The sequence below is a fragment of the Kitasatospora gansuensis genome, from assembly GCF_014203705.1.
GTDB classification, from domain to species: domain Bacteria; phylum Actinomycetota; class Actinomycetes; order Streptomycetales; family Streptomycetaceae; genus Kitasatospora; species Kitasatospora gansuensis.
The window spans coordinates 1,094,921-1,112,671 of record NZ_JACHJR010000001.1; the positions used below are offsets into that span (position 1 = coordinate 1,094,921).

At 73.4% G+C, this 17,751-nt stretch carries 19 protein-coding genes; 8 read left to right on the top strand and 11 right to left on the bottom strand.

From position 1 onward, the window contains the following. Positions 1 to 18 precede the first annotated feature (18 nt). From F4556_RS05080 to F4556_RS05090, 3 genes are all read left to right on the top strand, one after another. Complete coding sequence (locus F4556_RS05080) at positions 19 to 1,053, top strand: glycoside hydrolase family 18 protein (RefSeq protein WP_184911948.1); 1,035 nt, start codon at positions 19 to 21, stop codon at positions 1,051 to 1,053. A gap of 135 nt (positions 1,054 to 1,188) precedes the next feature. Next, positions 1,189 to 2,022 carry a serine/threonine protein kinase gene (locus F4556_RS05085; RefSeq protein ID WP_184911949.1) on the top strand — a complete coding sequence of 278 codons (834 nt, stop codon included), beginning with the start codon at positions 1,189 to 1,191 and terminating at the stop codon, positions 2,020 to 2,022. A gap of 12 nt (positions 2,023 to 2,034) precedes the next feature. Further along, the gene (locus tag F4556_RS05090; RefSeq protein WP_184911951.1) at positions 2,035 to 3,507 is read left to right on the top strand and encodes a serine/threonine-protein kinase; all 1,473 of its coding nucleotides are present in this window, start codon (positions 2,035 to 2,037) and stop codon (positions 3,505 to 3,507) included. A gap of 52 nt (positions 3,508 to 3,559) precedes the next feature. On the opposite strand, the gene F4556_RS05095 is transcribed toward F4556_RS05090, so the two are convergent. The 3 genes from F4556_RS05095 to F4556_RS05105 all read right to left on the bottom strand — a co-directional run bounded on the left by F4556_RS05095 (position 3,560) and on the right by F4556_RS05105 (position 4,968). Continuing rightward, positions 3,560 to 3,931: a hypothetical protein gene (locus F4556_RS05095; protein WP_184911952.1), complete on the bottom strand. Its 372-nt coding sequence runs from the start codon at positions 3,929 to 3,931 to the stop codon at positions 3,560 to 3,562. Between the two features lie 108 nt (positions 3,932 to 4,039). Continuing rightward, a complete protein-coding gene (locus F4556_RS05100) occupies positions 4,040 to 4,609 on the bottom strand; it encodes a TetR/AcrR family transcriptional regulator (protein ID WP_184911954.1) in 570 nt (189 codons plus the stop codon). Continuing rightward, on the bottom strand, positions 4,606 to 4,968 hold the full coding sequence (locus tag F4556_RS05105; protein ID WP_184911956.1) for a DUF1304 domain-containing protein: 363 nt from the start codon (positions 4,966 to 4,968) through the stop codon (positions 4,606 to 4,608). Before F4556_RS05105 ends, F4556_RS05100 begins: the two co-directional genes overlap by 4 nt. A gap of 227 nt (positions 4,969 to 5,195) precedes the next feature. Between F4556_RS05105 and F4556_RS05110 the strand changes: the two genes are divergently transcribed. Continuing rightward, positions 5,196 to 6,161: a PAC2 family protein gene (locus tag F4556_RS05110; RefSeq protein WP_313068160.1), complete on the top strand. Its 966-nt coding sequence runs from the start codon at positions 5,196 to 5,198 to the stop codon at positions 6,159 to 6,161. Between the two features lie 65 nt (positions 6,162 to 6,226). Here F4556_RS05110 and mshC read toward each other — a convergent pair whose 3' ends face one another. From mshC to F4556_RS05130, 4 genes are all read right to left on the bottom strand, one after another. After that, on the bottom strand, positions 6,227 to 7,456 hold the full coding sequence (gene mshC, locus F4556_RS05115; protein ID WP_184911957.1) for a cysteine--1-D-myo-inosityl 2-amino-2-deoxy-alpha-D-glucopyranoside ligase: 1,230 nt from the start codon (positions 7,454 to 7,456) through the stop codon (positions 6,227 to 6,229). Between the two features lie 105 nt (positions 7,457 to 7,561). Further along, on the bottom strand, positions 7,562 to 8,386 hold the full coding sequence (locus F4556_RS05120; protein WP_313068161.1) for an Rv2133c family protein: 825 nt from the start codon (positions 8,384 to 8,386) through the stop codon (positions 7,562 to 7,564). Between the two features lie 17 nt (positions 8,387 to 8,403). Further along, a complete protein-coding gene (locus tag F4556_RS05125; RefSeq protein ID WP_184911959.1) occupies positions 8,404 to 8,973 on the bottom strand; it encodes an Rv2134c family protein in 570 nt (189 codons plus the stop codon). A gap of 123 nt (positions 8,974 to 9,096) precedes the next feature. Continuing rightward, complete coding sequence (locus F4556_RS05130) at positions 9,097 to 9,798, bottom strand: histidine phosphatase family protein (RefSeq protein WP_184911960.1); 702 nt, start codon at positions 9,796 to 9,798, stop codon at positions 9,097 to 9,099. A 71-nt stretch (positions 9,799 to 9,869) separates the two neighbouring features. Between F4556_RS05130 and F4556_RS05135 the strand changes: the two genes are divergently transcribed. Beyond that, complete coding sequence (locus F4556_RS05135; protein WP_184911962.1) at positions 9,870 to 10,859, top strand: magnesium and cobalt transport protein CorA; 990 nt, start codon at positions 9,870 to 9,872, stop codon at positions 10,857 to 10,859. 25 nt (positions 10,860 to 10,884) lie between these two features. Here F4556_RS05135 and F4556_RS05140 read toward each other — a convergent pair whose 3' ends face one another. Continuing rightward, complete coding sequence (locus tag F4556_RS05140; protein WP_184911964.1) at positions 10,885 to 11,931, bottom strand: LLM class F420-dependent oxidoreductase; 1,047 nt, start codon at positions 11,929 to 11,931, stop codon at positions 10,885 to 10,887. A 268-nt stretch (positions 11,932 to 12,199) separates the two neighbouring features. Between F4556_RS05140 and F4556_RS05145 the strand changes: the two genes are divergently transcribed. Both F4556_RS05145 and F4556_RS05150 read left to right on the top strand, forming a co-directional pair. Then, positions 12,200 to 13,180, top strand: coding sequence for an aldo/keto reductase (locus F4556_RS05145; protein ID WP_184911965.1), 981 nt, complete (start codon positions 12,200 to 12,202; stop codon positions 13,178 to 13,180). A gap of 10 nt (positions 13,181 to 13,190) precedes the next feature. Then, positions 13,191 to 15,194 (top strand): helix-hairpin-helix domain-containing protein, encoded by a 2,004-nt coding sequence (locus F4556_RS05150; protein WP_246510969.1) that lies wholly within the window; start codon positions 13,191 to 13,193, stop codon positions 15,192 to 15,194. A gap of 67 nt (positions 15,195 to 15,261) precedes the next feature. On the opposite strand, the gene F4556_RS05155 is transcribed toward F4556_RS05150, so the two are convergent. Further along, on the bottom strand, positions 15,262 to 15,879 hold the full coding sequence (locus tag F4556_RS05155) for a hypothetical protein (RefSeq protein WP_184911969.1): 618 nt from the start codon (positions 15,877 to 15,879) through the stop codon (positions 15,262 to 15,264). A 320-nt stretch (positions 15,880 to 16,199) separates the two neighbouring features. Between F4556_RS05155 and F4556_RS05160 the strand changes: the two genes are divergently transcribed. Beyond that, complete coding sequence (locus F4556_RS05160; RefSeq protein WP_376775655.1) at positions 16,200 to 16,409, top strand: DUF5703 family protein; 210 nt, start codon at positions 16,200 to 16,202, stop codon at positions 16,407 to 16,409. 42 nt (positions 16,410 to 16,451) lie between these two features. On the opposite strand, the gene F4556_RS05165 is transcribed toward F4556_RS05160, so the two are convergent. Both F4556_RS05165 and F4556_RS05170 read right to left on the bottom strand, forming a co-directional pair. After that, positions 16,452 to 17,243 carry a chaplin family protein gene (locus F4556_RS05165; protein ID WP_184911971.1) on the bottom strand — a complete coding sequence of 264 codons (792 nt, stop codon included), beginning with the start codon at positions 17,241 to 17,243 and terminating at the stop codon, positions 16,452 to 16,454. 230 nt (positions 17,244 to 17,473) lie between these two features. Continuing rightward, entirely contained in the window at positions 17,474 to 17,716 is a 243-nt protein-coding gene (locus F4556_RS05170; protein ID WP_057234560.1) for a chaplin, read from the bottom strand. Positions 17,717 to 17,751 lie beyond the last annotated feature (35 nt).

A 17,751-nucleotide genomic window follows, 5' to 3' on the forward strand; every position in this document is an offset into this window, starting at 1 on the left:
CTCCCACAAGGAGGACGGATGATCAAGAAGATCGGGCGGCGTTGGCGGGGCTGGTCGCGGTGGCGGCGGACCGGGGTGAGTGGCCTGCTGGCCCTGGCGCTGCTGCTCCTTCCGGCGGCCGGGGCGGCGGCCGCGCTGCGCTGGCAGTACGCCGGCGACCCGTCCGACCAGGCCAGAACCCGGGGCCGGGACGCGCTCTGGCTGGGGCACGCGTGGGTGGACGGACGGAAGGGGGAAGCGGACGTCGCCGCATTGACGCGGCTGCTGGCCGGGACGGGCATGCGCGACCTGTACGTGCACACCGGGCCGCTGGAGCACGACGGCTCGCTGCGTGCGGACCGCTACCCGAGGGCCCGTCAGTTCCTCGCCGAGGTGCACCGGGAGCTGCCCGGGCTGCGGGTGCAGTCCTGGCTGGGCGATGTGGTGCGGCCGGAGAAGGACGGCCTGGAGCTGACCGACCCCGCCGTCCGCGACCGGATCACCGCCGCGAGCGGGCAGGTGCTGGACCTCGACTTCGACGGGGTGCACTACGACCTGGAACCGATCCGCTCCGGCTCGGCCGGCTTCCTGGCACTGCTCGACCAGGCACACGCGCTGACCGCCGCCCGGGGTGTGCCGCTCTCGGTGGCGACCCCGCAGATCGATCCGCTGCCGGGCCTGCACGCGCTCTCCACCACCGTCTTCGACCACGGCAAGTGGTGGTCGCAGGCGTACTTCGCCGAGGTGGCCCGGCGGGTCGAGCAGGTCGCGGTGATGTCGTACGACACCGGGATGCCCGTGCAGTCCCTGTACGGCGGCTACGTGGCCCAGCAGACCACGCTGGCCCTCGAGGTGACGCCTTCTCAGGTGGACCTGCTGATGGGGCTGCCCGCCTACCAGGACGACACCTTCGGCCACCGGGGCTCGGCCGAGACGGTGGCCGCCGCCGTCCGGGGCGCCCGGCTCTCGCTCGGCCGGACGGCGCCGGGACGGCAGGGCTTCGGCCTGGCGCTGTACGTCGACTTCACCGCCACCTCGGCGGACTGGGCCGCGTACCGGGCCGGCTGGAGCTGAGGGCGGGACGGCTCCGGTGAGCGGCGGCCCGGCCTGATTGGCCCGAACGGCCGCCACCCGTACGGATGGTGACTGCCCGACAGCGGAGCGTCTAGCATGGTTCGCGCACGACCGCCGCCGGCAGGAGGAGCCTCGATGGACACCGTCATCGTCCAACTCCCGCCGCGCCGGGGTGAGGTGCCCTCGGACCGGCCCCGGCTGCTGCGGATGGGGCCCGGTGAGCAGGCGGACTTCGGGCGGGGTGCGCCGGACTGTCCGGTCGCCATCGAGCTGGCCGACCAGGGGGTCTCCCGGCGGGCGGGCGAGGTGACGGCGGCCGAGGACTACTGGCGGCTGTCCAACTTCAGCTCCACCGCGACGTACGTGGTGGAGAACCTGGAGGGCGCGGGCGAGCACGTCAAGGTGGCGCCCGGGCGGCTGGGCGCACCGGTGCCGTTCGAGTTCGCCCGGGTGGTGCTGCCGTCGGTCGACGGGCCGAGCGACTTCAAGGTCTTCGCTCCGCAGCACGCCTACCTGGACGGGCAGCCGGACCGCAAGGGCGGCGACCTCACCGTCAGCCCGTTCGCCCTGGACCCGACCGCCAAGTACTTCCTCGTCCTGCTGGCGCTCTGCGAACCGCGGCTGCGCGAGCCCTCCGCGGCAGCCGTCCCCGGGGTGAACGACGTGCTGCAACGGCTGCACCAGCACCCGGACTGCCGCACGCTGACCCGATCCGCCGTCAACTACCACATCGACTATCTGGCCGACACCAAGCTCCGGCTCCGGGAGTGCGAGGACGGCGGGCGGACGGGCCGCAAGCGGGAGGAGCTGGTGTCGCTGGCACTGCGCTTCGACCTGGTCCGCGAGGAGCACCTCGCGCTGCTGACCGCACCGAGGGCGGCGGCAGTGGTGAGCCAGGCAGTGATGGGCCAGGCAGCGGTGGGCCAGGCGGCGGGCGCTGGGCCCGTCGCCGCCCGGCGCGGCTGCTGAGACCCGGCGCCGATGGAGCCGACCGACGTCCCGACCGGCTACCTGGTGGCCGGGTACCGGATCACCGGCCCGATCGGGGCCGGGGCCTGGGGCCGGGTGTACGCGGGACGCAGCGAGGCCGACGGGAGCCCGGTGGCGGTGAAGTTCCTGCCGCCGGGGCGCCTCGCGCCCGGGCAGCGGCGGACGCTGGCGGAGCTGACCCGGCGTGAGATCCGGTTCAGCCGTCGGGCCGACCACCCGCAGCTGATCCGGACCCTGGCGGTGGTCACCGTGCGGGACCCGGACCGGCAGGCGCTGGACGGCGCCGTCGCGCTGGTGATGGAGCGGGCCGAGCGCAGCCTCCAGCAGCTGCTCCAGGACGCGGAGCCCGGCCGCCCGCTCCCCGGGGCCGGGCCGCTGCTGACCGAACTGTGCACCGGGCTGGCCCATATGCACGGCAAGGGCTGGGTGCACGGTGACCTGAAACCGGGCAACGTGCTGCTGATGGCGGACGGCAGTGTCCGCCTCGCGGACTTCGGGCTGACCACCGAGCTGGAGGGCACGCACGCCTACATCCCTCCGCTGGGCTCGCTGGATCACGTGCCACCGGAGTGGTGGTCGCAGCGCTCGGGGCCCCGGGGCGTCCAACTCCGGCCCGGGGCCGACGTCTGGGCCTTCGGGGTGCTGGCCCATCAGGTGCTCACCGGTGGGCTGCACCCCTTCCTCGGCGCGACCGCACGGGCCCGGGGCCTGGCCGCGCAGGCGTACGCCCGGGGCGTGACACCACTGCGGCTGGACGAACGGCTGCCGGCCGGGTGGCGGGCGCTGATCGCCGACTGCCTGGCGGTGGACCAGGCCGTCCGGCCGGACGCCCGCCGGCTGACGGCTCGACTGCGGGCTCTGCACACTCCACCCCCTCGACGACGGAACCGGATCGGCCGGCTGACGGTCCTGGCGGCGGCCCTACTGGCAGCCGTCCCGGCGGCCGGCTGGGCGCGCCTCCCCGGGCAGGCGCCCCTGCCCCCTCCTCCCCCGGCGGCCGGTGCCGGTGCCCTGCCGGCGGACGCCGACGTACCGGCTGCTCTGCGCGAGCCGATCGAGCGGGCCGCCCGGGCCTGCCCCGAGCCGGAGATCAGCCCGGCCCTGATCGCCGCCATGCTCAAGGCGGAGAGCGGCTTCGACCCGGCCGCCGCCCGCCCGGCGACCCAGGAGTACGGCATCGCGATGTGGACGCCCTCGGTCTTCAAGGCCTGGGCACAGGACGGCGACGGTGACGGCCGGAAGGACTACATGTCGGCCCCGGACGCCATCATCACCATGGGCAACTACGTCTGCTGGCTGGACCAGCAGCTCAAGCGCCGGGGCACCGGCGGCGACCTGCGTGAGCTGGTCGCCGCCGGGTACCGGACCAGTGACAAGACGGTGGCCGATGCCGGGGGCGTCCCGGAGCGCGTCCGCTCCCATGTCGACCTGGTGCTGCGCTACCTGGCGCAGTACGGCGGTTGACGGGACGTCACCGGACGGAGCCTCAACAGACGGGGCCTCAACAGACGGGGCCTCAGCAGGTGGGCAGGCCGGGCACGGGCTCGTCGTTGCCGCCGCCGGAGAGGTAGATGACGTTGACCCAGACGCCCTTGTTGCCGCTGTCGTCGTCGGTCTTGGCGTACCACTTGTTGTAGTACTGACCGTCGGACATCCGGGTGCCGACCGCCTGGCAGTAGAAGTAGTTGGTGCCGGCATGCAGGGTGCCGACCCGGACGTTGCCCTCCCGGAAGGACGGGGCGTCCTTCCAGACGTGGCAGTTGTACTTGCCGCCGCCGATCCCGTAGCAACCGCTCGCCGCATCCGCACTGACGGCGGTAGCCCCGAGGGAGGCGACACCGAGCGCGATCGCGGCACCGGCCATGGCCAGCCTGCGCACACCGAACATGAGGGTTCTCCTTGCTGGTCTCGGCGCGGACTCTCCCGCGCCGAGACCCAGCGAACCACCGGGCCGAACCCACCGGTACCTGACACCTGTCAGGGTCACCCGTACCGCTCAGCCCAGGTCAAGTGGCGTGCGGTGCAGGGCGATCAGCAGCCGCCAGCTCCGGGCGGCCAGCTCCTCCGGGGTCCCGGTGAAGCCGCCGTGCAACCAGTCCGCGAGCAGTGCGGTGAAGGTCGCGGCCACCGCCGTGGCCACCAGCGCGGCGTGCGGCGCACCGGCCAGCTCGCGTTCCCGTCGGCTGTACTCGCGCAACTCACGGTGCATCAGCTCGCCCAGCGGACCACCGCCTTCGGGGGTGAGCAGCGCCCGGTAGAGCGCACCGTGCCTGCCGAGCACGGTCAGGAACTCGGCCAGCGCGGGCGGCGGCACGGCCGGGTCGGGCACCCCGCGCCAGGCGTGCAGCGCCGTCACGCCGTCCCGGACCACCTCGGCGCAGGCGTCCACCGCGAGCGCCTGCAGGTCGGGGTAGTGCACGTAGAAGGTGGCCCGGCCGACCTCGGCCCGCCGGGTCAGGGCCGCTACCCCGAGCTCGGCCAGCGGCCGTTCGGCGCACTCGGCCAGCAGTGCGGCGCGCAGCCGTGCCCTGGTCCGCTCGGCCCTCGGGTCCTGGTCCGGACTCATCCGGCCACCAGCACCGCGGCCAGCGCCAGCGCCCCGGGCAGCGCCTGGGCGAACAGGATCCGCCGGTTGGCGGTGGCCGCCCCGTACAGCCCGGCGACCACCACGCAGCTCAGGAAGAACACCTGGACCCGGTACCCGGTCGGGTCACCCGCGATCAGGCCCCAGACCAGACCGGCGGCCAGGAAGCCGTTGTACAGGCCCTGGTTGGCCGCGAGCGGGGCGGTCGCCTTGGCCATCGCGGAGTCGAAGCCGGAGAGCTTGCGCCCCGGCGCGCGCTCCCAGAGGAACATCTCCAGCACCAGGATCCAGGCGTGCAACGCGGCCACCAGGCCGACCAGGACGTTCGCGACGATCTGCATGGTCTCTCCACTCTCCCAAGCCCCGACAACTTCCTGGACAAGTGTCCATTATTCATGGACACCTGTCCAGCAGTGCCGATAACCGGCTGTGATCCGACCCCTGCGCCGGGATAGGCTCGACGCTTCCCGACCCTCCCCGGCCGAGGCATCAAAGCTCGTAGGCTGGGCAGGTAGGGACCATGGAACGGACCGTTCCATGCGGAGTCAGGTCCGGAGGGAGACGCTGGGTGATCGAGCTGGAAGATGTTCCCGAGTTGATCGACCCGGTGATGGTCTGCGCGTTCGAGGGCTGGAACGACGCGGGGGACGCCGCCTCGGCGGCTGTGGGGCATCTGGACGAGACCTGGGGCGGCAAGGTGTTCGCCGCCCTCGACGCCGAGGACTACTACGACTTCCAGGTCAACCGGCCCACGGTCTGGCTGGACGGCGGGGTGCGCCGGATCACCTGGCCGACCACCCGGCTGTCGGTGGTCCGGGTGACCGAGCCGAAGCCGCGTGACCTGGTGCTGGTCCGGGGCATCGAGCCGAGCATGCGCTGGCGCTCGTACTGCAACGAACTGCTCGGCTTCGCCCATGAGTTGGGCGTCGAGCTGGTGGTCATCCTGGGCGCCCTGCTGGGCGACGCCCCGCACAGCAGGCCGGTGCCGGTCAGCGGGGTCACCTCGGACGCCGACCTGGCCAGAACGCTCGACCTGGAGGAGAGCCGGTACGAGGGCCCGACCGGGATCGTCGGGGTGCTCCAGGAGGCGTGCGCGCACGCCGGGGTGCCGGCCGTGACGCTCTGGGCGGCCGTGCCGCATTACGTGGCCCAGCCGCCGAACCCGAAGGCCTCACTGGCGCTGATCAACAAGCTGGAGGACCTGCTCGACCTGCGCATCCCGCCGGGCGAGCTGACCGAGGACGCCCGGGCCTGGCAGATCGGGGTGGACCAGCTGGCCGCCGAGGACAGCGAGGTCGCCGAGTACGTCCAGCAGCTGGAGGAGGCGCAGGACACCGCCGAGCTGCCGGAGGCGTCCGGCGACGCGATCGCCCGCGAGTTCGAGCGCTACCTCCGCCGTCGGGACAACCTGGGGCCGACGGGCGAGAAGCCGGTCTCCGGCCACGCCACCGCCGAACGGCCCGCCGACACCGCCGAACGGCCGGCCGACCCGGAACCGCGGACCGACAACCCGCCGGACGAACCGGAGAGCTAGCAGGGGCACGAAAGGGTGAAGGGGCGTCAGCGAGTGCTGACGCCCCTTCACCCTTTCGCAGCTGCTTACAGCGCGACACCCAGCAGGGCGTCGACCGTGCGCGAGACCAGGCCGGGCGCACCGATGTCGGTGCCGCCCTCGGCCGCCTGCCGCTCGGCCCAGCGGTCCACCGCGGCGAGCGCGGCGGGGGCGTCCAGGTCGTTCGCCAGCGCGGCCCGGACCTCGGTCAGCACGGCGTCCGCCGACGGACCGTCAGGGCGGGAGACGGCCGCGCGCCAGCGGTCCAGCCGCTCCAGCGCCCGGTCCAGGTCGACCTTGGTCCACTCCCAGTCGCTGCGGTAGTGGTGGTCGAGCAGGGCCAGCCGGATCGCGGCCGGGTCCACGCCGTCCCGGCGCAGCGCCGAGACGAAGACCAGGTTGCCGCGCGACTTGGACATCTTCTGACCGTCCAGCGCGACCATCCCGGCGTGCACGTAGGTCCGTGCGTACGGGTGGCTGCCGCTGGCCACCTGGGCGTGCGCGGCGCCCATCTCGTGGTGCGGGAAGGACAGGTCGCTGCCGCCGCCCTGGATGTCGAACTCCATGCCCAGGTACTCCAGCGCGATCGCCACGCACTCGATGTGCCAGCCGGGCCGGCCATGGCCGAGCTCGGTGTCCCAGGCGGGCTCGTTCGGGCGGGCGGAGAGCCAGAGCAGGGCGTCCAGCGGGTGCTTCTTGCCGGGCCGGTCGGGGTCGCCGCCGCGCTCGCCGAAGACCGGCAGCATCTCCTCCCGGGTCAGCCCGGAGACCTCGCCGAAGTGCGGGTCGGACTCGACCGAGAAGTAGATGTCGCCATCCAGCTCGTAGGCGGCACCGCTGGCCAGCAGCTTCTTCACCAGCGGGACGATCCACGGGATCGACTCGACGGCGCCGATGTAGTGCGCCGGGGGCAGCATCCGCAGCGCGGTCATGTCCTCCCGGAACAGCGCGGTCTCGCGCTCGGCCAGCACCGTCCAGTCCTGACCGGTGGCCACCGCGCGCTCGAGCAGCGGGTCGTCCACGTCGGTCACGTTCTGCACGTACAGGACGTCGTGACCGGCGTCCTTCCAGACCCGCTGCACCAGGTCGAAGGCGTTGTAGGTGGCGGCGTGACCCAGGTGGGTGGCGTCGTAGGGGGTGATCCCGCAGACGTACAGGCGGGCGGTCGGGCCCTGCGGCACGACCTCCCGGACGCTGCCCGTGGCGGTGTCGTGGATTCGGAGGGGAAGCCCCTGACCAGGCAGGGCGGGTACCTCGGAGGCGGGCCAGGAATGCATGGCTCCGACTCTAACCTTGCGATCATTTGAAAGGCTAACCAGTAGCCGAGATCGGCTGGAATGAGTTTCCGACCACTCCCGATCACATCGGCCCCGGACCGATGCTCAGACCGGTGGCCAGGGAATCGACGGCCAGTCAGGAGCGGGCAGCGGGTGCCGGCCCGTCCGGTGGAGCTCGCCGACCCGGGCCCGGACGGCGGCCAGCTCGGCGGGGGTGAGATGGGGGCGCAGGGTCTCCCCCAGCACGCCCCCGAGGTCCTCGGCCAGTGCGGCGAGCACTTCGAGTGCCTCGGCCGGCAGCGGTTCACCGGCCCAACCCCAGAGCAGCGTACGGAGCTTGGCGGGCTCCGCGAAGGTGACGCCGTGGTCGATCCCGTAGAGCCGGCCGTCCGCGGCGGCGATCCAGTGGCCGCCCTTGCGGTCCGAGTTGTTCAGCACCGCGTCGAGTACCGCCAGCCGGCGCAGCCGGTCGTCGTCCCGGTGCACCAGCAGCGCGGTGCGGCCACCGCCGACGTCGGCTTGGACGATCGGCAGCCAGCCCGGCTCGGGACCGGCCGGGTCCTGCAGGTCGATCAGGGCCTCGGCGCCCTCGTCCGGCTCCACCCAGAGCTGCACCATGCCGGGGCCGTGCGGGCCGTCCCGGAGCACGGTGGGCGGGATCAGCGCCCAGCCGGTGGCGGCCGACACCAGGTACGAGGCGACCTCGCGGCCGGCCAGCGTGCCGTCGGGGTAGTCCCAGAGCGGGCGCTCGCCGGCCACCGGCTTGTAGACGCACGGCGCCGTCCGGCCGTCCAGCGTGACGGTGCAGTAGAGCACGCCGTTGGAGGCGGTGGTGATCCGGCCGTGCACGGCCAGTTCGCCGCCGCGCAGCAGCTCCAGCGCGGTCGCCGGATCGGCGGCCAGCGCGGCGCTCGCCGCCGGGTCCGCCACCGGTACGGTCTCCGCGTTCAGCGCCGGTACCCGTTCGCGCGGGGGCAGAGGTGGCCCTCCGGGTCGAGCGGCAGGTTGCAGAACGGGCAGGGCTTGCGGCCGGCCGCGACCAGGTCGAGGGCCCGCTTGGCGAAGACCCGGGCCATCGCGCCGCTGAGCCGTACCCGGAGCAGGTCGGGCCCGTTCTCGTCGTCCTCGAAGGCGGCGGTGTCCTCCTCGCCCTCCTCCTCGGCCTCGGTCACCGCCTGGGCCTCGACCACCAGGCACTCGTCGGTGCCGTCCCAGGCCAGGGCCATCGTGCCGACCCGGAACTCCTCCTCCAGCGGGAGGTCGAGAGGCGCGGTGTCGATCAGCTCGGCCGGCGCCACGGCCGGGATGTCCGCCTCGCCGTCGCTGCGCCGGATCGCCTCGTCCAGCACCTGTTCGACCCGCTCGGCGAGGGCCGCCACCTGGGCCTTCTCCAGCAGTACCGAGGTGATCCGGCCACGCGCGCTGGCCTGCAGGAAGAACGCCCGGGCACCGGGCTGGCCGACGGTGCCGGCGACGAACCGCTCGGGCTGGTCATAGAAGTGGACCTGACGGGGCACTCTCTCGCTCCGGGTTCTGATCGATCGTGGTCTCACCGGCCACCCTACGGCCTGTGCGGCCCAGTTGGGGCATGGTCCTGGTGCTCGGGCAACCACCGAGAAGGCGGCTGCTGCCCGTGGCCGTCAGTGGGCGCCGGTGTCGCCGCCGACCACCGCGTCGCCCTCGGCCGTCGCCGTCGCCGGGGACGGCCGGGGCGCCAGCGAGGCCAGGCTGCCGGTGTCGCCGACCCGCAGCACGAACGGCCGGTGCGGGGTGTAGCGGATCGCGGTCACCGAGCAGGGCTCGACCGAGATCCGCTGGAAGTGGTCCAGGTGCAGGCCGAGCGCGTCGGCCACCACCGCCTTGATCACGTCTCCGTGCGAGCAGGCCACCCAGACCGCGTCCGAGCCGTGCTCGACGGCGATCTTCTCGTTCCACTCCCGGACGGCGGTGACCGTCCGGTGGCTCAGCTCCCGCAGCGACTCGCCGCCCGGGAAGGCGGCGGCCGCAGCGTGGTCCTGCACGGTCCGCCAGAGCGGCTCGGTGGCCAGCTCGGCCAGCGGCCGGCCGGTCCAGTCCCCGTAGTGGCACTCGCCGAGCCGCTCGTCGCTCGCCGCCGGACCGAGCTCCGGCCGGGCCGCCAGCAGCGGCGCCAGCGTCTCGGCGCAGCGCTCCAGCGGGCTGCTCACCGCCTGCACCAGCGGGATGCCCGCCAGCCGTTCGGCCAGACCGGCCGCCTGGGCCCGGCCGGTGTCGTCGAGGTGGACGTCCGGTGTCCAACCGGCGAGCACCCCGGCCGTGTTGGCGGTGGAACGGCCATGGCGGACGAGCAACAGGGTCGGCATGGGGCCAGCGTACGACCTTCACCCGATCCAGCCGCCCGATATGGTGCCCTTTCAGGTCGTCGAGCAGCAGAATGGACCGCATGATCGTCGACAGCGCCATATACCGCGGCGGCCATCGCACCGAGGGCCCCGAGGACTACTCGGACGCCCTGGCGGTTGCCCGCCAGGAGGGCGACGCCTTCGTCTGGCTCGGTGCGGTCGAGCCGACCACCGCGGAACTCAACCTGGTCAGCGAGGAGTTCGGGCTGCACCCGCTGGCCGTCGAGGGTGCCGTGTCGGCGCACCAGCGGCCCAAGGTGGAGCGCTACCCCGACTCGCTGTTCGTGGTGCTCAAGACCCTCGACTACCGGGCCGATGGGCACGTGGTCAGCACCGGCGAGCTGATGCTGTTCCTCGGCGATAGCTACGTGATGACGGTCCGGCACGGTACCGAGCGCCCGCTGGCCGGGCTGCGGGCCTCCATGGAGAAGCAGCCGGAACTGCTCGCCCAGGGCCCGGCCGCGGTGCTGTACGCGGTCGCCGACCTGGTGGTGGACCAGTACCTGGAGGTGGCCGCGGCGCTCCAGGCCGACCTGGACGACCTGGAGGCGGAGGTGTTCGCCCCGGGGCGCCCGGCGCGCGGACTGGCGGAGCGGATCTACGCCTTCAAGCGCCAGGTGACGGCGGTCCGCAAGTGCACCGGGCCGCTGCAGGAACCGCTGTTCCGGATGGCCACCAGCTCCGTCCCGGAGCTGCCGGAGAAGCTCCGCCCCTACCTGCGTGACGTGGCCGACCACCTGACCCGGGTGAACGAGCAGGTGGAGGCGCTGGACCGGCTGCTCTCGGACATCCTGAACGCCAACCTCGCCCAGGTGAGCGTGCAGCAGAACAACGACATGCGGAAGATCTCGGCCTGGGCGGCGCTGGCCGCCGTACCGACGATGATCGCGGGCGTGTACGGGATGAACTTCGAGGACATGCCGGAGCTGCGCCAGCCCTGGGGCTATCCGGCGGCGGTCGGCCTGATGGTGACGCTCTGTCTGATCCTGCACCGGGTCTTCAAGCGCAGCGGCTGGCTCTGACCCACCTGCCGCTGCACCCGAGAACTTAGGCCAGCCCGGCCCGCTCCAGCGCCGCGACGCCGGTGCGCAGCGCGGTGATCCGCTCGTCCAGGGTGAAGCCGGCCGGGGCGAGCGTCAGCGTGGTGACGCCCGCGTCGGCGTAGGCCTGCATCCGGTCGGCGATCCGCTCGGTGGTGCCGAGCAGCGCGGTGGAGTCGATCAGGTCGTGCGGGACGGCGGCGGCGGCGCCCGCGTAGTCCCTGGCGAGGTACTTCTCCTGGATCTCGTCGGCGGCCTGCTCGTAGCCCATCCGGCGGGCGAGCTGGTTGTAGAAGTTCTTGTCCTTGCTGCCCATCCCGCCGATGTACAGCGCGGCGTACGACCGCTGGGTGTCGGCGGCGGCCTTGACGTCCTCGCCGACCGAGATGGTGACGGTCGGGCAGAGGTCGAAGCCGTCCAGGGTCTGCCCGGTCTTGGCCCGGCCGGCCCGGAGCGGGTCGATGGAGAGCGCGGCGTGCTCGGGCGCGAAGAAGATGCCGAGCCAGCCGTCGGCGATCTCGCCGGTCTGCTCCAGGTTCTTCGGGCCGATCGCGGCGATGTAGAGCGGGATGTGCTCACGGACCGGATGCACCGTCAGCTTGATCGGCTTGCCCGGGCCGCCCGGCAGCGGCAGCGTCCAGTGCGCGCCCTCGTGCACCAGGCGCTCGCGGGACATCGCCTTGCGGATGATCTCCACGTACTCGCGGGTGCGGGCCAGCGGCTTGTCGAACTTGACGCCGTACCAGCCCTCGGAGACCTGCGGCCCGGAGACGCCGAGGCCGAGCCGGAACCGGCCGCCGGAGAGGGTGTCCAGGGTGGCGGCGGTCATCGCGGTCATCGCCGGGGTGCGGGCCGGGATCTGGAAGATGGCCGAACCGACGTCGATCCGCTCGGTCTTGGCGGCGACGTACGCGAGCACGGTCGCGGCGTCGGAGCCGTACGCCTCGGCTGCCCAGCAGACCGAGTAGCCGAGCCGGTCGGCCTCCTGCGCGACGGCGACGTTGTCGGCGTCCATGCCGAGTCCCCAGTAGCCGAGGTTGATGCCGAGTCGCATGTGAAGCCTTCCGGGTCGTGGTCACCGTACGGGTGGTCCCCGCACGGGGGTCACCGCACGCATGGTCGCCGCTCGTTCGGGAGCGTATCGGTGGCTGCGCGGCCATGCTACCGGCCGGTAGGTGTGTGCCGCGTCACACCCTCGGGGCGGCCCGGGCGAGCGCCCTGCGGGTCGGCGTGGCGCGCCGGGCCCGGGCCGCTACGCTCTGCCGACAAGGGGAGGGACCTCCCTCACCTGCGTGTCTGCCGGCCGACGGAGGTTCTGCCCGATGGAGAAGCGTCACCTGGGACGGACCGGGCTGCGGGTCTCCAGACTCGGCCTCGGCACCATGACCTGGGGACGGGACACCGACGAGCACGACGCCGCCGAACAGCTCAAGACCTTCGTCGACGCGGGCGGCACCCTGCTGGACACCGCCGACGTCTACGCCGACGGTGGCGCGGAGTACCTGATCTCCCGGCTGACGGACAGTCTGATCCCCCGCTCCGAACTGGTCATCGCCACCAAGGCGGGCAGCGTCCCGGACTCCGACCGCCGCTTCGACACCTCGCGTGGCAGCCTGCTCTCCGCCCTGGACGCCTCGCTGCGTCGGCTCGGCACCGACTACGTGGACCTCTGGCAGGTGCACGCCTTCGACCCGGCCACCCCCGACGAGGAGACCCTGTACGCGCTCGACCTGGCGGTGGCCAGCGGCCGGGCCCGGTACGTCGGCGTCTCCAACTACTCGGGCTGGCAGCTCGCCAAGGCCGCCGCCTGGCAGCGCGCCCACCCCGGGCGGGTGCCGCTGGCCGGGACGCAGATGGAGTACTCGCTGCTCCAGCGCGGCATCGAACGCGAGGTGGTGCCCGCCGCCCTCGACGCCGGGGTCGGCCTGATCGCCTCCTCGCCGCTCGGCCGGGGCGTGCTCACCGGCAAGTACCGGCACGCCGTACCGCCCGAGTCGCGCGGCGCCTCGCCGTACCTCTCCGGCTTCGTGCAGCCGTACCTCGGCGACCGGTCCCGGCGGATCGTGGACGCCCTCGCCACCGCCGCCGACGGACTGGCCAGCAGCCCGCTCGCGGTCGCGCTGTCCTGGGTACGGGACCGGCCCGGGGTGGCGAGCGCGCTGATCGGGGCCCGGACGGCCGGTCAGCTGCGGTCGGCGCTGTCGGTGGAGACGCTTACGCTTCCGGATGAGATCCGCGGTGCGCTGGACGACGTTTCGGCCCCGGTGCACCGCTACCCGGACCAAGGCTGGACGGAGCTGTAGGAGCGAAGTGATGGGCGACGTGGAGGAAGTACAGAACGTGGCCGAGGGCGCTCCGGAGGTCGTGACTCCGGCTCAGGACGCGGCGGAGCAGGCCCCCGAGGTCGTGACTCCGACTCAACAGCCGGACGCGGTGGCCGCGTTGGCCGAGGCGATCCGTACGGCCGGTGCCGCCGCCCCCGCCGCGGCCGCCGTGGACGGGCAGCGCGAGCAGGCGCTGCGCGACACCGCCGAGGTGCTCACCGCCGGTGGTGCGCCGGCCGAGTTCGCCGGTGCCGCGGTGGCCCTGCTCGGTGACGGCGCCGCCGCCGCCCTCCGCGAGGACCCGTGGGCCGTGCTGGCGCTGCCCGGTGTCCGGCCCGACCAGGCGGACGGCTTCGCCCGGGGCCTGCTCGGCGCCGAGGCCGGGCCCGGCGACCCGCGGCGGGCGCAGGCCCTGGTGCCGTGGGTGCTGGAGCAGGCCGCGCTGCGCGGGCACTCCGCGATGGAGATCGGCGAGGTGGCGGCCGGGCTGGAGAAGCTCGGGCTGCCGGACGCCGCCGCCGCGCTCCAGGAGGTCGTGGTGGACGGCCGGGTGATGGCCTTTCAGGAGGAGCTCCCCGGCCACCGCCCCTCGGACGACGAGGAGGACGAGCCCCCGATGCGGACGCTGCTCGCCCTCGAACGGCTGGCGCTGGCGGAGGAGAGCCTCGCCGACGGCCTGGTCCGGGTGATGTCCACCTTCGTCCCGGGCACGGACGACGAGGCCGAGACCTCAGAGGCTGAGGCTTCTGAAGGCGAGGCTTCCGAGGCTGGGGCTTCCGAAAGCGACGAGAGCGGCCACCCCGCCCAGCCCGGCCCGGCCGCCTGGGAGGCGGCCGCCGTCGCTGCGCCGTCCTCCTCCGCGACCGCGCTGGTCCGGGCGGTGGCCGAGAGTGCCGTGGTGCTGCACACCGGCGGCGAGGCCGCCCGCGCGGAGCCCGCCGCGCTGCTCAGCGCCGCCCGGGGGCTCGGGCTGCGCGCCTGGGCCGTGACCTGGACGGCGGAGGGCCGGGACAGCCTCCGGGCCGCCACCGACGCCTCCGAAGTGGCCGTCCTGGCCGAGCTGTTGGCCGGTGCGGCCGGTCCAGGCCGGGCCCCCGACGGCTCGCTCGCGCTCGACCTGCTGATCGTGCTGGACGCCCCGCTGCTCGACGTCGAGCTCGCCGCCACCCTGCTGGAGGCGCTCGCCGACGGCACCCGGCTGGTGCTCAGCGGCGACCCGGGGCAGCTCTGGTCCGCCGGGGCGGGCCGGTTCTTCGCCGACCTGCTGGCGGCCAAGGTCTGCCCCGCCGTGGCGTCCCGGACGCCCGACTTCGGCCCGATCGGCGAGCTGGTCTCCGGCATCGGGGTCGGCGAGCTGCAGCCGGTCGAGGCGCCGGACAAGGAGGTGGTGATCCTCACCGCCAAGGACGGCGCCGAGGCGGTGCACCGCGCGGTGCAGCTGCTCACCGACTCCATCCCGCGCGCGCTCGGCATCCCCGCCGAGCAGGTGGTCCTGCTGACGCCCGGGCACGGCGGTGGTGCGGGCACCAGGGCGCTGAACGCGGCGGCCAAGGCCCGGCTCAACCCCGGCCCCGGCCGGTTCGGCGGCTTCGACCCGGGCGACCGGGTGGTGCACTCCCCCGCCCCCGGCGTGGTCCGGCTCGGCCGGGTGCTGGACGGCGACGCCGCCGGGCTGCACCTGGAGCTGACCGACGGCTCCCGGCTCACCCTCTCCCCCGCCCAGGCCGCCGGGCTGCGGCACGGCTGGGCGCTGACCGGCCATCAGGCGGTCGGCCGGCGCTGGCCCGGCGTGGTCGCCGTGCTGCCGGAGGACGCGGCCGCCGGGCTGACCAGGCAGTGGGTGTACACCGCCTTCGGCCGGGCCGAGCGTCACCTGTCGGTGGTGCACGCGGCAGGTCAGGCGCTGCCGCAGGCGGTCGCCGAGCGCACCGCACAGCCGCGCACCACCCGACTCCGGGCCATCCTGGCGGAGCAGGCCGAGCAGGCGTACTGACCGCTCGACCCGGACGACAGCGAGAGGGGCGGGGCCGCGACGGCCCCGCCCCTCTCTGCCGTACCGGCTACTCCTCGTCGAGCGCGTCCAGGTCGTCGTCGTAGACCTCACTGACGTCGAACCGGCAGATCAGCAGCTGCGGGTCGGCCCCGTCGAACGGCTCCGGCAGCCACTCCCCCGGGTCGGACGGCTCGGTGGCGGCCACCCAGATCGTCGAGTCGCCCTCCTCCAGGCCGAACTCCTCGCAGCGGGCCGCGATCTCGTCCGGCTCGTACTCGCCGAACAGCACGCCGATCGCGGCGTTCACCGCGCCGCCCGCCGGATCGCCGCCCGGGGTCAGCGAGCCGTCCACCCGCTCGGCCTGCTCGCGCAGCCGCTTCGGGTCCGCCACCAGGTAGTCGCGGCGGATCAGCACGCTGATCGCCTCGGGCTGGTCCGGGCCCGAGTAGCCACCCGAGCCCTCGTCGCCGGGCACCTCGAACGGGGTGACCTCGTCGTAGACCTCGTACAGGATCTGGTCGTAGGCGATGGCCGCCGCAGCGAGCTCCTCGTAGGCGCCGGCCACGGCGGGATCGTCCGCTGTGGTGGGGCCGGAGACCGCTGCCAGGTGGCGGTCGATGGCGGACTTGACCGCCTCGGCGGCGGCCCGTACGTCGATGATGGAGTGCTGCGCGGCATCAGACATGGTGCTGACGCTATCTCCCCCCGGGCACAACACGCACAGGGGTTGTCGTCTACGTCCGGGAATTCACCGCAACTTCCGCCCGGATGTCCGGTCCGGACGGATCTGTACCGCGCCCGGACCGCTCCGTCCGCCTCCCCGACCGGGCGCGTCGCGACCGCCGAGCCGGGGTATCTCGTCAGTGGTACGAAAACTGATTGACTGTCAGCCGCGCTCGGCCCAGGCTCGGCGGACGCGGCAGGCGGCCCCGGTGGGCCGAGCCGGCCCTGGTTGTCGCAGGCAGGTCGTACCCTTGCCTGCAAGCGTCCCGCAGGAGGAAAGTCTTGACCCCACCCAAGCTGGTTCGGCAGCCGGAGTACGAGTACCAGTCGCTCAGCATCCCGCGCGGCACCAGCCGCAACGCGGCCCGGCAGCTGCTCACCGAGCACGCCGAGTACGGGCACTGGGAGCTGGACAGGCTCAAGCTCTTCCCGGACGGCCGTCGGACGGTCCTGCTGCGCCGCCGCATCATCCGGCAGGTCCGCAGCTGGTGACCCGTGGGGGTGGGCCCGGCCGGGCCCACCCCTCGCCGAGTCTCAGACGCCGACCCGGGAGCGGCGGTACAGCACGCCGCCGCCGATCAGCAGGGCCGCGCCGGCCGCGGTGATCAGCTGCAGCCCCTCCGAGCCGGTCTGCGCCAGCTGGGCCCGGCTCGCCGCGGCGGGTGCCACCGGGGCCGGGGCGGGCGGCGGGGTCTCGGTGTACGAGGCGGGGGCCACGGCCGCCGCCGGGGTGCCGATCTCGTCCGCACCGGGCAGGCCGCCTCGGCCCGCGCCGTGACCGGAGCCGGTGCCCTCGCTCGCCGGCGGGGTGGTGCCGGGCGGCTGGGTGCTCGCGGGCGGCGGCGGGTTGTGCGTGCCGGGGTGGCAGTCCTCGTCCTGGGCGGGCGGCGGCGGGGTGGCGACGTTGCCGCAGTCGTTCCCGAAGGCGGGGTTGCCGACGCCGACCACGTTGACCGAGTTGCCGCAGGCGTTGATCGGCACCGAGACCGGGGCGTGGATGTTGTTGCCGGACGCCACGCCCGGCGAGTTGCCGGCACTGCCGTGGGCCTCGGCACCCCGGGTCTCGGCGCCCTTCCCCGGGCCCGAACTGTTGGCGCAGTCGTTGCCCATCGCGGGGTTGAGCAGGCCGACCACACTCACCGTGTTGCCGCAGGCGTTGACGGGGATGTCCACCGGCGCCTGGATGTTGTTGCCGGACCCGACGCCGGGCGAGTTGGCGACCGCACCCTGCGCGTCCGAGCTCGCGTAGGCGTAGCCCGACGCCGAGGCCAGCACGCTGCCGGTGGCGACTGCGGTGAGGATGCCCCTCTTTGCGACCTGACGCATGTACTCCCCTGATGATGAGTTGTGATTGTCGGAATTCCTGACGCGGTCTTCCCCGGTACACCGAACAACGAGTCCGGGCGTTCTACGGTTGAGCCGAACGAGCGCTTTCACCCCATCGAGTGACGGGCGCCACTCCCCGGAAAGACCGATGGACCCCTGCGCGTTTTTGCCAGGGGTCCATCGGTCTCACTCTCTCAGCGGTCAGCCCGGCCCGAACGGCCGGTGACTGCTCAGAAGTTGGCGCAGTTGTTGCCGAACGCCGGGTTCAGCAGGCCGATCACGCTGACGGTGTTGCCGCAGAGGTTCACCGGCACGTGCACCGGAACCTGCACGTTGTTACCGGACAGCACGCCGGGCGAGTTGGTCGCGAAACCGTTCGCGGCCGCGCCACCGTGGGCGGCCGCGGCACCCGCACCCGCGAGCACCAGACCACCGGTGGCGGCGGCGACAGCGACGATCTTCTTGACCTTCATGGGTATTCCTCCTGGTCGATTCCTGTGTCCCACAG